Origin of the sequence: Marisediminicola sp. LYQ85, from assembly GCF_046600695.1 — a bacterium.
GTDB lineage: Bacteria > Actinomycetota > Actinomycetes > Actinomycetales > Microbacteriaceae > Marisediminicola.
Map to the genome: position 1 here is coordinate 968,233 of NZ_JBKIWO010000001.1, position 14,642 is coordinate 982,874.

Annotated in this window: 15 protein-coding genes; 3 read left to right on the forward strand and 12 right to left on the reverse strand. The window is 67.5% G+C overall.

Translation table 11 applies throughout. The annotated features are described in order from the left end of the window. Nucleotides 1-14 precede the first annotated feature (14 nt). The 3 genes from ACLHG5_RS04515 to ACLHG5_RS04525 form a co-directional block, all read right to left on the reverse strand. Nucleotides 15-251 (reverse strand): hypothetical protein, encoded by a 237-nt coding sequence (locus ACLHG5_RS04515; protein WP_411315391.1) that lies wholly within the window; start codon nt 249-251, stop codon nt 15-17. A 133-nt stretch (nt 252-384) separates the two neighbouring features. Then, nucleotides 385-1,014 (reverse strand): 30S ribosomal protein S4, encoded by a 630-nt coding sequence (rpsD, locus tag ACLHG5_RS04520; RefSeq protein WP_411315390.1) that lies wholly within the window; start codon nt 1,012-1,014, stop codon nt 385-387. A 189-nt stretch (nt 1,015-1,203) separates the two neighbouring features. Continuing rightward, on the reverse strand, nt 1,204-2,538 hold the full coding sequence (locus ACLHG5_RS04525; RefSeq protein WP_411315389.1) for a replication-associated recombination protein A: 1,335 nt from the start codon (nt 2,536-2,538) through the stop codon (nt 1,204-1,206). 118 nt (nt 2,539-2,656) lie between these two features. On the opposite strand from ACLHG5_RS04525, the gene ACLHG5_RS04530 reads away from it, so the two are divergent. The 3 genes from ACLHG5_RS04530 to ACLHG5_RS04540 all read left to right on the forward strand — a co-directional run bounded on the left by ACLHG5_RS04530 (nt 2,657) and on the right by ACLHG5_RS04540 (nt 5,457). Then, complete coding sequence (locus ACLHG5_RS04530) at nt 2,657-3,460, forward strand: peptidylprolyl isomerase (protein WP_411317974.1); 804 nt, start codon at nt 2,657-2,659, stop codon at nt 3,458-3,460. Between the two features lie 83 nt (nt 3,461-3,543). Further along, nucleotides 3,544-4,773 carry a DUF349 domain-containing protein gene (locus tag ACLHG5_RS04535; RefSeq protein WP_411317975.1) on the forward strand — a complete coding sequence of 410 codons (1,230 nt, stop codon included), beginning with the start codon at nt 3,544-3,546 and terminating at the stop codon, nt 4,771-4,773. Between the two features lie 93 nt (nt 4,774-4,866). Continuing rightward, a complete protein-coding gene (locus tag ACLHG5_RS04540; protein WP_411315386.1) occupies nt 4,867-5,457 on the forward strand; it encodes a type IV toxin-antitoxin system AbiEi family antitoxin in 591 nt (196 codons plus the stop codon). On the opposite strand, the gene ACLHG5_RS04545 is transcribed toward ACLHG5_RS04540, so the two are convergent. The 9 genes from ACLHG5_RS04545 to ACLHG5_RS04585 form a co-directional block, all read right to left on the reverse strand. Beyond that, entirely contained in the window at nt 5,454-7,709 is a 2,256-nt protein-coding gene (locus tag ACLHG5_RS04545) for a RelA/SpoT family protein (RefSeq protein ID WP_411315385.1), read from the reverse strand. The genes ACLHG5_RS04540 and ACLHG5_RS04545 overlap by 4 nt on opposite strands. A 99-nt stretch (nt 7,710-7,808) precedes the next feature. Then, complete coding sequence (locus tag ACLHG5_RS04550; RefSeq protein ID WP_411317976.1) at nt 7,809-8,162, reverse strand: rhodanese-like domain-containing protein; 354 nt, start codon at nt 8,160-8,162, stop codon at nt 7,809-7,811. Continuing rightward, the gene (gene secF, locus ACLHG5_RS04555) at nt 8,159-9,145 is read right to left on the reverse strand and encodes a protein translocase subunit SecF (protein WP_411317977.1); all 987 of its coding nucleotides are present in this window, start codon (nt 9,143-9,145) and stop codon (nt 8,159-8,161) included. Before secF ends, ACLHG5_RS04550 begins: the two co-directional genes overlap by 4 nt. Further along, complete coding sequence (gene secD, locus ACLHG5_RS04560) at nt 9,145-10,890, reverse strand: protein translocase subunit SecD (protein WP_411315382.1); 1,746 nt, start codon at nt 10,888-10,890, stop codon at nt 9,145-9,147. The genes secF and secD overlap by 1 nt, the downstream gene beginning before the upstream one ends. A 92-nt stretch (nt 10,891-10,982) precedes the next feature. Then, complete coding sequence (locus ACLHG5_RS04565) at nt 10,983-11,414, reverse strand: preprotein translocase subunit YajC (RefSeq protein WP_411315381.1); 432 nt, start codon at nt 11,412-11,414, stop codon at nt 10,983-10,985. Between the two features lie 116 nt (nt 11,415-11,530). Then, on the reverse strand, nt 11,531-12,535 hold the full coding sequence (gene ruvB / locus ACLHG5_RS04570) for a Holliday junction branch migration DNA helicase RuvB (protein ID WP_411318413.1): 1,005 nt from the start codon (nt 12,533-12,535) through the stop codon (nt 11,531-11,533). Between the two features lie 47 nt (nt 12,536-12,582). Beyond that, complete coding sequence (gene ruvA, locus ACLHG5_RS04575) at nt 12,583-13,197, reverse strand: Holliday junction branch migration protein RuvA (protein ID WP_411315380.1); 615 nt, start codon at nt 13,195-13,197, stop codon at nt 12,583-12,585. Beyond that, on the reverse strand, nt 13,194-13,784 hold the full coding sequence (gene ruvC / locus ACLHG5_RS04580; protein ID WP_411315379.1) for a crossover junction endodeoxyribonuclease RuvC: 591 nt from the start codon (nt 13,782-13,784) through the stop codon (nt 13,194-13,196). The genes ruvA and ruvC overlap by 4 nt, the downstream gene beginning before the upstream one ends. 8 nt (nt 13,785-13,792) lie before the next feature. Beyond that, nucleotides 13,793-14,551: a YebC/PmpR family DNA-binding transcriptional regulator gene (locus ACLHG5_RS04585; RefSeq protein WP_411315378.1), complete on the reverse strand. Its 759-nt coding sequence runs from the start codon at nt 14,549-14,551 to the stop codon at nt 13,793-13,795. Nucleotides 14,552-14,642 lie beyond the last annotated feature (91 nt).

A 14,642-nucleotide genomic window follows, 5' to 3' on the forward strand; every position in this document is an offset into this window, starting at 1 on the left:
GGGTGAGAGGGAGGTCAGCGGCGCGGCGCAGAGGCGTCGGCGGCGTCGGCGGCAGCGTCGGCGATGTCATCGACGGCGTCACGGAGTTCGGCTTCGCGCGAGCGGTAGCCGTCGACGACGGCATCACGGAAGGCTGTCGTCGTGGCATCGACGTCGGCGAAGAACGCCCGACCCGCCGGCGTCTTGTTGATCCGATGCGCGGCGGCGAAGCCGAGCACGACCCCGATCAAGACCAAGAGTGCGCTCTTCATGAGGTGTGTCCTTCAATCGTGGCTAACGGTGCGCCGACCAGCTTACTGGCCGACTCTTGAGCGTCGCTCGAGCCCCTTAACGACAGCGAGAGCGGGCTGCCCGAAGGCAACCCGCTCTCGCACGGTGGTCGGATCAGCGAGCCGCGTAGTACTCGACGACGAGCTGGACTTCACACGTCACGGGCACTTCGGCACGCTTCGGGCGACGCACGAGGCGCGCCTGGAGCTTGTCGATCTCCACCTCGAGGTACGCGGGCACCTTGGGGAGCACGTCCTGGTGCGCGCCGGCGGCGGCGACCTGGAAAGGCTCCATGCCCTCGCTGCGGGCGTGCACGTGGATGAGCTGGCCCTCCTTGACGCGGAACGACGGGCGGTCGACGCGCTGTCCGTCGACGAGGATGTGGCGGTGCACGATGAGCTGGCGAGCCTGCGCGGTCGTGCGAGCGATTCCCGCGCGAACGACGAGAGCGTCGAGGCGCATCTCGAGGAGCTCGACGAGGTTCTCACCCGTCAGGCCCTTGGCGCGGCGAGCTTCCTCGAACGCGATCTTGAGCTGCGCTTCGCGGATGCCGTACTGGGCACGCAGACGCTGCTTCTCGCGAAGACGCACGGCGTAGTCGGAGTCGGTCTTGCGCTTGGTGCGGCCGTGCTCACCCGGAGCGTACGGACGCTTCTCGAGGTACTTGGCTGCCTTCGGCGTGAGGGCGATGCCCAGCGCGCGCGAGAGACGGGTCTTGCTACGAGTACGTGACTTAGTAGACACGGTTTCCTTTCGGTACAGAGATCATCGGTCTTCAGCAGGCTCCCGGGCACGCGAGTGCGTCTCGGGAAAATAGAAGAGGGATGTGCCGCGGGTACCGTCCGGCTAAAGAACGCTTCCCATTCAGAAGGACCGAAGCAGCAGCCGTGCGCGAAAGTCCCCTGTAGGCGGAGTAAATACTAGCACGCGCGGTCAGCGTCCCCGGGTGATCCTGCGGAGCTTCTCGAGCCGCGCCGACACGTCCCGCTCGTTGCCGTGGTCGGTCGGCGAGTAGTACTCGGTTCCGACGAGAGGATCGGGCAGATACTGTTGCTCCACGACCCCGACATCGGAGTCGTGGGCGTAGCGATAACCCTTGCCGTGTCCGAGTCGCTTGGCGCCGGGATAGTGCGCGTCGCGGAGGTGCTTGGGCACTCGCCCGAAGTCTCCGGCGCGCACATCCGCGATGGCCCTGTCGATGGCGAGGTAGGAGCGGTTCGACTTCGGAGCCGTCGCGAGGTAGGTCACGGCCTCGGCGAGCGGGATGCGCCCCTCGGGCATGCCGATGAGCTGCACGGCGTCGGCCGCCGCGACGGCGATGACGAGCGCGTTGGGGTCGGCCATGCCGATGTCTTCGGCGGCGCTCACGATGATGCGCCGCGCAATGAAGCGCGGGTCCTCCCCCGCCTCGATCATGCGCGCGAGGTAGTGGATGGCCGCGTCGACGTCCGACCCCCGCACCGACTTGATGAAGGCGCTGATGACGTCGTAGTGCTCGTCTCCGTTGCGGTCGTAGCGCAAGAGGGCACGGTCGACGGCGGTCGCGACGATCTCGGCGGTGATCACGGGAGCACTCTCGCCGTCTCCCGTCGACGACGCCGATTGCGCTGCGGCCTCGAGGGCGGTGAGGGCGCGTCGCGCATCACCCGAGGCGAGACGGATGATGGTCGCCCGCGCCTCGTCGTCGAGCGCGACCTTGCCCGCGAGCCCGCGGTCGTCGCTCACAGCGCGGTCGACGAGAGTACCGAGGTCGTCGTCGGAGAGCGGCTCGAGGGTGAGGAGCAGCGAGCGGGAGAGCAGAGGGGAGATGACCGAGAACGAGGGGTTCTCCGTCGTCGCGGCCACGAGGATGACCCAGCCGTTCTCGACCCCGGGTAAGAGCGCGTCTTGCTGCGCTTTCGTGAACCGGTGGATCTCGTCGAGGAAGAGCACGGTCGAGACGCCGAAGAGATCGCGCGACGACATCGCCTCGTCCATCACCTGACGCACGTCGCGCACGCCGGCGTTGACCGCAGACAGTTCGACGAACTTGCGGCCCGAACTGTGGGCGATGGCCCCCGCGAGAGTCGTCTTGCCCGTGCCGGGAGGACCCCAGAGGATGACCGACACCGAACCGCGCTCCCCCGTCGTGTCGCTCGCGAGGCTCACGAGCGGCGATCCGGGCGTCAGGAGGTGCCGCTGACCGGCGACCTCGTCGAGGCTGCGCGGCCGCATGCGCACGGCGAGCGGTGTCGCACCGCCACGCAATCCGAGCTGGGCGTCGACCATGGGGCCATGGTAGTTCGATGCACCGACGTCGTCGTGCGGGCGCCTCGTTCCGAGAGCACCGCGCATCGCGGGCGCTACTGTTCTGAGGGCGACATCGGCCAGGCGACGGAGGTAGACAGTGGCACAGGGCAAGAGCACCGACCGAGCGGCGCGAGAGCGGCTGAGGCTCTACCGGGCGCGGCAGACGGTGCACGTGCACCAGGTCGAGCGGCGCAGACGCGACAACCTCCTCGCCATCGCCGCGGTCGTCGTGGTCGTGACCCTCGCCACGATCGGTCAGGTCACCTACTTCACGTCCGGACCGGGGGCGCCGGATGCGGAGGCGAGCGAGAGTGCGTCGGAGGATGCCGCGCCCGACGCGAGCGGGATCGAGACGACGGGCGACGTGCCCTCGATCGAGATCGCCGAGGGTCGCGAGTGGACGGGAACTCTCGAGATCAACGACGTCGACCTCGGCATCCGTCTCGACGGCGAACTCGCCCCGCAAGCGACCTCGGTCTTCATCTCCCTCGCTCGGGAGGGCTACTACGACGGCAACGAGTGCCACAGACTCACGTCGAGCGAGTCGCTCAAGGTCCTGCAGTGCGGGCAACCGTCGCTCGACGGTCCCGCGGCTCCCGACTTCTCCTACGGCCCGCCCGAGAATGCACCGGATGACGGGGTCTATCCCGCGGGAACCCTCGCGATGGCTCGAGCCGAATCGCTCACGAGCCAGACGACCCAGTTCTTCGTGACCTACGAGGATTCGGTCATCGACCCGAGCGCCGGGGGATACACGGTCTTCGGTCAGGTCACGAGCGGACTCGACGAGTTCGTCGCGGCTGTCGCGAGCGCGGGCGTCGAGCCCGCCGACGACGGATCGGCCCGATCCGACGGACCACCCGTCGTGCCCGCGACGATCGGCTCGATAACTGTCGAGTGACGACGCCGAGGTCGAGCGCGCCATGCCATTAGTCTTGGAGTCGGCCGCTGACCCCGGACGGCCCGAGCAGCAAGGTGAGTCTTTTGGCGAGTAACGATCAGGCACCATGGGGCCGCGTCGACGAGACGGGCACCGTCTACGTCCGCGAGGCCGAGGGCGAGCGAGCTGTCGGGCAGTACCCCGACGGCACCCCGGAAGAGGCGCTCGCCTACTTCGAGCGCAAATTCTCTGAGCTCGCCGGTCAGGTGACCCTGCTCGAGCAGCGACTCAAGCGAGGCACGGCCGTCGCGGATGTCGCGAAGACGATCTCGGCGCTCAGCGCGTCGATCGCCTCGGCGAACGCCGTCGGTGACCTCGCGTCGCTCCAGCGCCGCATCGACGCTCTCGGCGGAGCCGTCGGCGAGATGGTGGAGAAGCAGTCGGCCGAACAGAAGGCCGCGGTCGACGCCGCAATCGTCGAGCGTGCCGCACTCGTGGCCGAGGCGGAGGCCCTCGCGGCGCAAGACCCCGCGAAAGTGCAGTGGAAGCAGACCGGCGCGGCTCTCGACGACGTCTTCGCGCGCTGGCAGAAGCACCAGCAAGAGGGTCCCCGACTTCCGAAGAACGAGTCGAACGAGCTGTGGAAGCGATTCCGCGCGGCCCGCACGACGATCGAGACCAACCGCAAGGCGTTCTTCTCCGAGCTCGACTCGGTGCACAAGGATGCGCGCGGCAAGAAGCAGGCTCTCGTCGAGCGCGCCGAGGCGCTTGTCTCGAGCGGAACGAGCGGCATCCCGACCTACCGCCAGCTGCTCGACGAGTGGAAACTCGCCGGTCGCGCGGGCAAGAAGTTCGACGACGCACTGTGGGCCAAGTTCAAGGCTGCGGGAGACGTGCTCTACGCAGCCAAGGCCGAGGTCGACGCGAAAGACGACGAAGAGTTCGCCGGCAACTACGAGCAGAAGCTCGCGTTGCTGACCGAGGCGGAGCCTCTCCTCGCCGAGAAGGACCGCACGAAGGCGAAAGAGGCCCTGCTCTCGATCCAGCGCCGCTGGGACACGATCGGCAAGGTGCCTCGCGACAAGGTCAAGACGGTCGAAGAGCGCTTGCGCAAGGTCGAGGCTGCGGTGCGCAAACTCGACGAGGAGCACTGGGAGCGCAACAACCCCGAGCGCAAAGCGCGCTCGGAGGGGCTCGCGAGCCAGCTCCACGACGCCATCGCAAAACTCGAGCGTGAGCTCGACGAGGCGAAGTCGACGGGTGATAAGGCGGCGATCGCCCGTGCTCAAGAGGCTCTCGACGCTCGCAAGGTGTGGCTCGACGCGATCGGCTGACCCCGGCCGGGCCGTTCTCCACAGCCATCGGGCGCGTCCACAGTTGCGCGACGGTGTCGTTCGGGCGGCTGACGAGCGCTCATGCTCGACCGCATGGCCCGAATCATCCCCTCCGTCTTCGACACGTCCGACTTCTCGCACGCCGAGCTGAGCGCCGCGAGGCTCGACGGCGAGATCGTCGCTGTCGACGAGTGCTGGCAGGTCATCGACGAGCACGGTGACCCGCTTGCCCGTGCCCGCTCTCTCGCCCGCGTGCTTCCGCCGCGTGTCATCGTCGAGCGCCTCTCCGCAGCGTGGGTGCTCGGCGCGATCGACGACCCGCCCGCGGTCCACGAGGTGTGCGTCGACAGTGCCGCGCGCTACAGCAGACTCGGCTTGCCGCGGCTGCGCATCCGCGAGGTCGTCATCACGTCGACCGAGATGAGCTCTGTCGGGCCCGTGCGTGTCACGAGTCCGCTGCGCACCGCGGTCGACCTCGTGCGATTCTCCCCGAGATTCGGCGAGACCGAGCGGTCGATCGTCGCACGACTCGTGGAGATCGGGGGCTTCAGCCTGGGTGACGTCGAGGCGAACCTCGATGCGCGCCGCAACCTCCCGGGCAAACTCCTCGCTCGCGAGCGGATGCGATCGGTATTCGATGAGAGCCTCACGCCGCCGCTCGCATCGGCGCGGCGCGAGGTCTAGCCCGCCGACACCCGATAGACGTCGTAGACGGCGTCGATGCGTCGCACGGCGTTGAGCACCCGATCGAGGTGGGTCGTGTCACCCATCTCGAAGACGAAGCGACTGATGGCGAGGCGGTCGCTCGAGGTCGACACGGTCGCCGACAGGATGTTGACGTGGTACTCGGAGAGCACCCGGGTGACGTCGGAGAGCAGTCCCGAGCGATCGAGTGCTTCGACCTGGATCTGCACGAGGAAGATGCTCTTCGACGAGGGCGCCCACTCGACGTCGATCATGCGCTCCGGTTCGTGCTCGAGCGACGCGACGTTGTGGCAGTCCGCCTGGTGAACCGAGACACCGGCACCGCGCGTCACGAATCCGACGATCGGGTCACCCGGCACGGGGGTGCAGCACTTCGCGAGTTTCACGAGGATGTCGGGGGCACCGCGCACGAGCACGCCGGAATCGCTGTTGCGGAGCTGCTTCGATTTTCCGCTCGTCGGAATCGTGAGCTCGGCGTCTTCGGTCTCCGCCTCGGTGTTGATCGACGCGAGCAGTTTCTCGAGCACCGACTGGGTCGACACGTGACCTTCGCCGACGGCGGCGTAGAGCGACGAGACGTCGTCGTAGCGCAGGTGCGAGGCGACCTCGCTGAGTGAACTCTGGCTCATGAGCTTCTGCAGGGGCAGGTTCTGCTTGCGCATGGCGCGGGCGATGGCATCCCGGCCCTGCTCGATGGCCTCGTCGCGACGCTCCTTCGTGAACCACTGCTTGATCTTGTTGCGCGCCCGAGGGCTGCGCACGAAATTGAGCCAGTCCTGGCTCGGGCCCGAGTCGGGGTTCTTCGAGGTGAACACCTCGACGACGTCGCCACTGTTGAGCGAGGTCTCGAGGGGGACGAGGCGCCCGTTGACCTTCGAGCCCATCGTGCGGTGCCCCACCTCGGTGTGGACGGCGTAGGCGAAGTCGACCGGCGTCGCTCCCGCGGGCAACCCGATGACCTTCCCCTGCGGGGTGAAGACGTAGACCTCTTTCGCACCGATCTCGAAGCGCAGCGAGTCGAGGAACTCGCTCGGGTCGACCGTCTCCGCTTGCCAGTCGCTGATGTGGGCGAGCCACGCCATGTCGCCATCGGCGGAGCCCTCGGCGGCGACGACTTTGCCTCCGTTGACCCGCTCCTTGTACTTCCAGTGCGCCGCGACACCGTATTCGGCGCGGCGGTGCATCTCCTCCGTGCGGATCTGGATCTCGACGGCACGACCGTTCGGACCGATGACCGTCGTGTGGAGCGACTGATAGAGGTTGAACTTGGGCGTCGCGATGTAGTCCTTGAACCGACCGGGGATCGGTGTCCAGCGGGCGTGGATCGCGCCGAGCACCGCGTAGCAGTCTCGCAACGAGGAGACGAGAACGCGGATGCCGACGAGGTCGTAGATCTCGTCGAACTCGCGGCCGCGCACGACCATCTTCTGGTAGATCGAGTAGTACTGCTTGGGGCGACCCGCGACCTTGCCCTTGATCCTGTTGACCTTGAGGTCGTCGGTGACGGAGTCGATCACGTTCTGCACGAACTCTTCGCGCTGCGGCGTGCGCTGTTTCACGAGACTCTCGATCTCGACGTAGAGCTTCGGATAGAGCACCGCGAACGAGAGATCTTCGAGCTCCCACTTGATGGCCTGGATACCGAGCCTGTGGGCGAGAGGCGCGTAGATCTCGAGGGTCTCCTGTGCCTTGCGCTTGGCCGAGGCGGATTCGACGAACCCCCACGTGCGCGCGTTGTGCAAGCGGTCGGCGAGCTTGATGACGAGCACGCGGATGTCTTTCGACATCGCGACGACCATCTTGCGCACCGTCTCGGCCTGCGCGCTGTCGCCGTACTTGAGCTTGTCGAGCTTCGTCACACCGTCGACGAGCATCGCGACCTCGTCACCGAAGTCGGCGCGCAGCACGTCGAGGCTGTACGCGGTGTCTTCGACGGTGTCGTGGAGGAGTGCTGCGGCGAGGGTCTTGGGGCCGATGCCGAGGTCGGCGAGAATCTGCGCGACCGCGACGGGGTGGGTGATGTAGGGCTCACCGCTCTTGCGCTTCTGGCCCTTGTGGGCTTTCTCGGCGGTCGTGTACGCCCGCTCGATGATCGCGATGTCGGCCTTGGGGTGATGCACGCGCACGGTGCGGATGAGCTGGTCGACGGCCCCCGCGGGTTGCGCCCGGGAGAAGAGCCTCGGCAGGAGGGTGCGCAGTGGCGCGCTTTGCGGTGCCGTGGTCTCTGTCATGCGAAACGCTCCTCCCGAGCCAAAGTTAGCACCGCTCCGAGGCCGTCGATCGCGGGTTCGCTGTGGGCGGCACGCGACGCAACCGACCTCGGGTCACCCTCAGTCGACGGTCGGTGTCTCGCCGTTCTCCGAGACGATCTCGCCGCCGTCGGCGTGCCACGCGATCATCCCTCCCGCCACGGAGACGGCGTCGTAGCCGGCCCCGACGAGAGCACTCGTCACTCGGGCTGAGCGCTGCCCCGAGTGGCACACGACGAGGAGTCGCGTGTCGGCCGAGAGCTCGGTGACACGCTCGCTCAACTGCGACATCGGCAGCAGGCTCGCCTCGGGAGCGTGCCCCTTGTCCCACTCGTTCTGTTCGCGCACGTCGACGAGAACGCCGTCACCCGCCACGATCGCGGAGCGGGCCTCGGCGGCCGTGACGGTGGGGATCGCCCCCGGTGCGTCGCTCATTCGGCTGCGACCTCTCGCGCCGCGAGTGCTCGTTCGTCTCGCGTCTTGATGCCGAGCTCGTTGCGCCGCATGTCGGAGTAAAGGGGAGCGGCGACGAAGATCGTCGAGTAGGTTCCCGCGATGATGCCGACGAGCAGTGCGAGCGAGATGTCGCGGAGGGTGTCGGCGCCGAGAACGAACGATCCGATGAAGAGGATGGCTGCGACAGGCAGCGCCGCGACGACACCCGTGTTGATCGATCGGACGAGCGTCTGGTTGACCGCGAGGTTCACGGTGTCGGAGAACGTCGCGCGCGAGTCCGCGGCGAGCTCCGCCGTGTTCTCTCGGATCTTGTCGAAGACCACGACCGTGTCGTAGAGCGAGAAGCCCAGGATGGTGAGGAAGCCGATGACCGCGGCCGGGGTGACCTCGAAGCCCGCGAGGGCGTAGACGCCCGCGGTGAACACGAGGTCGTGGAGGAGCGCGACCATCGCCGCGACCGACATCTTCCAGGTGCGGAAGTAGAGCGCCATGGCTACGGCGGCGAGCCCGAGGAACACGAGGAGACCCCGGATGGCCTGGCCCGTGATGTCGGCACCCCAACTGGGGCCGACGAACGACGACGCGACGTCGTCGGCTGTCAGCCCGTAGGACTCGGCGAGAGCGGCGGCGACCTCGCGAGTCTCGTCGTCGCTCAATTGCTCGGTCTGCACGCGGATGCCCGTGTCGCCCACCGTCGTCACGCGCGGCACCTGCTCGGGCACGACCTCGGCGACCGCTTCGGTCGCGGGAGCCGTGTCGGGGTCGCTCACGTTCGTCACCTGGAATTGCGACCCGCCGCGGAACTCGATGCCGAGGTTGAAGCCTCCACCGATGAGGGGGATCGCGATCGAGATGGCCATGACGGCAATGGCGATCGTGTACCAGAGCTTGCGTTTCGCGATGAACGGGATCGATCGCTTGCCGGTGTAGAGATCGTTTCCGAACTCGGTCAGGTTCGCCATCAGGACTTCTCCCCCGTCGTCGGGCGTGCCGGTTTGTTGGAGGCGCTCGCCTCGGCGGCTTCCGCCGCTTTGCGTTCGGCGATCGACTGGCGACGTGCCGCCTCGCGCGTGCTCCCCGTGGGCTTCTTGGTGGTCGCGGCCACCGGGGTGCGGAACTGCGCCCGCCCCCGGTAGATCGCTCCGAGAGCGTGCGGGTCGAGACCGCTCCAGCGATGGCCACTCGAGAAGAACCTCGTGCGAGCGAGGAGTTGCATGAGGGGATGCGTGAAGAGGATGACGATGATGAGGTCGATGATGACGGTGATGCCGAGGGTGAAGGCGAAGCCGCGCACGTTGCCGATCGCGAGCACATAGAGAACGATCGCCGACAGGAGGGTCACGCCTTTGGCCGCGAGGATCGTGCGCAACGCGCGCTTCCACCCCGCCTCGACCGCGGACTCGAGGCCGCGCCCGTCGCGGAGCTCGTCTCGGATCCTCTCGAAGTAGACGATGAAGGAGTCGGCGGTGAACCCGATCGCGACGATGAGCCCGGCGACACCCGCGAGGGACAGTCGGAATCCCTGCCTCCACGAGAGCACCGCGATCACGAGGTAGGTGAGAACACCCGCGACGATGAGCGAGGCGATCGTGACCGTGCCGAGGAGGCGGTACTGGAAGAGCGAGTACGCCGCCACGAGGATGAGCCCGATGATGCCCGCGATGATCCCGCTGCGGAGCTGGTCCGTTCCGAGCGTCGCCGAGATCGTGTCGCGACTCTGCACCTCGAAGCCGATCGGAAGCGCTCCGAACTTGAGCTGGTCGGCGAGGGCCGCCGACGTGTCCTGCGTGAACGAACCGCTGATGACCGCGCGCCCGTCGGTGATGACGTTGTTGGTCGACGGCGCCGTGATGACGCGACCGTCGAGCACGATGGCGAACTGGTTCTGAGCACCCGTGAGAGCGTTGAGTCGTGTCGTGACGGCGGCGAACTGGTCGGCACCCTCGGAGTCGAACTCGATGTTCACGCCCCACACGTTGGTTGCGATCCCCTGGCTGTTCGGTACGAGGCTGCTGCTCGCATCGGCGATGCTCTCGCCCGAGATTTCGGCGGGGCCGAGGATGTACTTGAACGACGCGGTGTCGTCGCACGTCACGAGGGGTTCGTCGACGGGAGCGACGTTGAGCGCGAGCTGATCGACGGCGGCGCAATCGAAGTTCGTGAACTCGTCGATCAGGGCGGGTGTGACGTAGTTGAGGTCGCTCGCATCCGTCGGGCTCACGCTCGGCGTCGCCTCGAGGTCGGTCGGTGCCGACTCGCTCGGTGACGGCGACGCCTCGGGGTCGTCGCCCTCTCCGACCGAACTCGTGGGAGCCACGTCGGTGACGAGAACGGGGCGGAACTCGAGTTTGGCCGACGACTCGATGCGGTCGAGGGTCTGCTGGTCCGGCACTCCGGGGATAGCGACGACGACGTTCTGTGCGCCCTGCGTGCTCACTTCGGCTTCGGACACCCCGCTCGCGTCGATGCGCTGGCGGATGATGCCGACCGCCTGCTGCAGTTGCTCGGAGGAGACCTCCTGGCCTTCGCCGAGCTGCGGCTCGAGGATGATCTGCGTTCCGCCCTGGAGGTCGAGAGCGAGTCTCGGAGACCAGCTGCCGTTGGAGAACAGAGCTCCCCCGGCGTTGGCGACGGTCAGAAGCGCGGTGATGACGAGTAACCACGTCAGAGAACGCCACGCCTTTCGGGCCGTTGTCGATCTTGCCACTGTTACTCAGCTTTCTCTCTGCACGGTGCGCACCGCGCACGGAACACGTGCAGTCCGCCCTCGATCAGACGAGGGCCTCCATCAGGGTAGTGCTACTCGTCGACGCGCTTGGTCCGCGGGCCGTCGGTCGTGCTGTCGGGGTCGACGCGCTCACCGAAGTCCGGCTCGATCGCTCGCGACGAGCGAGTGTCGTCGACGACGATCTCACCCTTCTCGTCGAGCACGACGTCGTCGGAGACATCTTCCGACTCGTCGATCTCGGGAACGGTGTCGTAGTCCGCGATCTTGAGGATGGTCTGGCGGTGGATCTTGACGGTGCTTCCCGGCGAAGTCTCGAGCGTCACGAGGTTGCGCTCCTCATCCATCTCCACGATCGTGCCGTAGAGACCGAAGTTGGTCATGACCTCGACCCCGGGAACGAACTGGGTCTGGCGCTCTTCGGTGTCGCGGCGGCGCTTACGCCCCTGGAAGACCTGGAACACGATGAATGCTCCGAACAGGATGGCGATGAAGATGAGTTCCATGAAGAGAACGACCCTTTCCGGGGTTGCGATGGGGACGGCGACCGCGTCGGCGTGATCTGTGCGGTCGGTCAGGTTGAATTATAGATCAGCGCTCCCGCGCGTCCGTCTCCGGCCGTTCAGTCCGACGCGGGGACGTCGGCCGTCGGCGTGAGCCCGAAGTGGCGCCACGCGAGCCTCGTTGCGACGCGACCGCGCGGGGTGCGCGTGAGCAGCCCGATGCGCACGAGGAACGGTTCGACGACCGACTCGATCGTCTCCGACTCTTCGCCGACCGAGACGGCGAGGGTGTTGAGGCCGACGGGGCCCCCGTCGAATCTCTCGAGGATGATGCGCATGACGGCACGGTCGAGCCGGTCGAGACCCAGTTCGTCGACGTCGTAGAGCGAGAGGGCGCCGTGGACGGCGTCGAGCCCCGCCCCCGTGTCGTGCACGAGGGCGTAGTCGCGCACGCGGCGGAGCAAGCGGTTGGCGATCCTCGGGGTGCCTCGGCACCGACCCGCGATCTCGGCGAGAGCGGCTCGATCGACGGGCAGGTCGAGAAGGGCTGCGGCACGTTCGAGCACTCTCTCGAGCTCGGAGTCGGAGTAGAACTCCAGGTGGGCGGTGAACCCGAACCGGTCTCGCAGCGGGTTCGGGAGCAACCCTGAGCGGGTCGTCGCCCCCACGAGCGTGAACGGCGCGAGATCGAGCGGAATGGATGTCGCGCCCGCCCCCTTACCGACCATGATGTCGATGCGGAAGTCCTCCATCGCGAGGTAGAGCATCTCTTCGGCAGCGCGCGCCATGCGATGGATCTCGTCGATGAAGAGGATCTCGCCGGGCACGAGCGACGAGAGCACCGCGGCGAGATCCCCCGCGTGCTGGATGGCGGGTCCGCTCGACATGCGCAGCGGCCGACCGCTCTCTTCCGCGACGATCATCGCGAGGGTCGTCTTGCCGAGACCGGGAGGGCCGGCGAGGAGGATGTGGTCGGGGGTGCGGTTCTGCAGCGTCGCCGCCTGCAGCAGCAACTGCAGCTGGGCGCGCACCTTCGTCTGCCCGACGAACTCGGAGAGTGTCTTCGGCCGCAACGCGCCCTCGAAGGCGAGTTCGGCTTCGGACTCCGGCGTCGGACGCACGATCGCGTCGGGGCCCTCGAACCCCGCGGCGTCGCTCGAGGTCTCGCGCGTCACGAGCGGGCTCCCTGCGGGCCGAGTCGCGCGAGCGACGCACGGAGGAGCACGGGAACCGTGGCGGCCGCGAGGTCGGGATCGTCTCCGAGGGCGTCGGCGACAGCGATCCCGGCGACTCTCTCCTGCCACCCCAACCCGACGAGCGCGACGACGACATCGTCTGCTGCCGTCGCCGGGGCGGCGACCGCCGTTCTCGCGGGGCTCGGCGCAGTGATCGCGATCTTGCCCGTGAGTGACAAGACGATGAGTTTGGCGGTCTTGGGCCCGATGCCCGAGACCTTGCGGAACGCGGAATCGTTCTCGGTCGCGACGGCGGTCGCGACATCCGACGCCGTCATCGCCGCGAGCACGGCCATGGCCGACTTGGGCCCGACCCCCGTGACGCCGCGCAGGAGGTCGAACACCGCGAGTTCGTCGGTGTCGGCGAACCCGTAGAGCGAGAGGTCGTCTTCGCGCACGATGAGAGCGGTGCGCACCGTCGCCGTCGCCCCCGCGTGGAGTGACGCGGCGTGTGCGGGAGTCACGGTGACGGCGAGACCGATGCCCCCGACCTCGATGACGACGGATGCGCCGCTCGAGGTGAGAACGGTGCCGCGGACTGACGAGATCATCGTGCCAGCCTAGAGTCGCGCGGAGGGGACGCCGCGCCTCTCTCGGCGGCGCGCCACGCCGCTTGAGCCGGCGTGAGGGCGGCGCTCCCGGCAGGGTTCGCCGGGAGCGCTGCTCCGCTCCAGGCGTGGCAGATCGCGATCGCGAGGGCGTCGGCGGCGTCGGCGGGTTTCGGCGGTTCGGTGAGACCGAGGATGCGCGCGACCATCGCCCCGACCTGCTTCTTGTCGGCCGACCCGTAGCCCGTGACCGCCGCCTTGACCTCCGACGGAGTGTGCAGTCCGACCTCGAGGCCGCGCTTCGCGGCCGCGTGCAGAGCGACACCGCTCGCTTGGGCCGTGCCCATGACCGTGCGCACGTTGTGTTGCGCGAAGACACGCTCGAGCGACACTGAGTCGGGCGACCACGTGTCGAGCATGTCGTCGATGCCCGAACCGATGAGCAGCAGACGCTGCGCGAGCGCGAGCCCCGGGTCGGAGCGGATGACACCCACGGCGACGAGAGTCGCCCGCCGGTTCGGGTGAACGTCGACGACGCCGACACCGCATCGCGTGAGCCCCGGGTCGATTCCGAGCACGCGCACGGTCATCGGTTCGGCTACTCCTCGTCGAGCTGCGCGAGCACCTCGGCGGGCACGTCGTAGTTGCCGTAGACGTTCTGCACGTCGTCGTTGTCTTCGAGGGCGTCGACGAGGCGGTAGACCTTGCGCGCCGTGTCGGCGTCGACCTCGACGAGGAGCCCGGGCACGAACTCGATGTCCGCCGACTCGTAGTCGATGCCGGCCTCCTGCAGCGCCGTGCGGGTCGCGACGAGTGAACCCGGATCGGTCACGACGTCGAAGCCTTCACCGCGATCGGTGACCTCTTCGGCGCCGGCGTCGAGCACGGCGGTGAGCACGTCGTCTTCGGTGAGGCCCTCCGTCTTGCGCACCGCGATGACACCCTTGCGGCTGAAGTTGTAGGCGACGCTTCCCGGGTCGGCGAGAGTGCCGCCGTTGCGCGTCATGATGGCGCGCACATCCGCCGCGGCACGATTGCGGTTGTCGGTGAGGCACTCGACCATGAGTGCCACGCCGTTGGGGCCGTAGGCCTCGTAGATGATGGTCTGGTAGTCGACCGCTTCACCGAGCTGACCGGAGCCGCGCTTGACGGCGGAGTCGATGTTCGAGTTCGGTACCGACGTCTTCTTCGCCTTCTGGATGGCGTCGACGAGGGTCGGATTGCCCGCGAGGTCAGCGCCGCCGATCTTCGCGGCGACCTCGATGTTCTTGATGAGTTTGGCGAACGACTTGGCACGGCGCGAGTCGATGATCGCCTTCTTGTGCTTCGTGGTCGCCCACTTGGAGTGGCCTGACATGTGTCTCCTCTGCAGCCTGCTTTGTGCGTGTCCAGTGTACCGAGGCTCGCAGACTCGGCCCGCGGCATCGCCGGTTCGGCGGCGCGCGCTC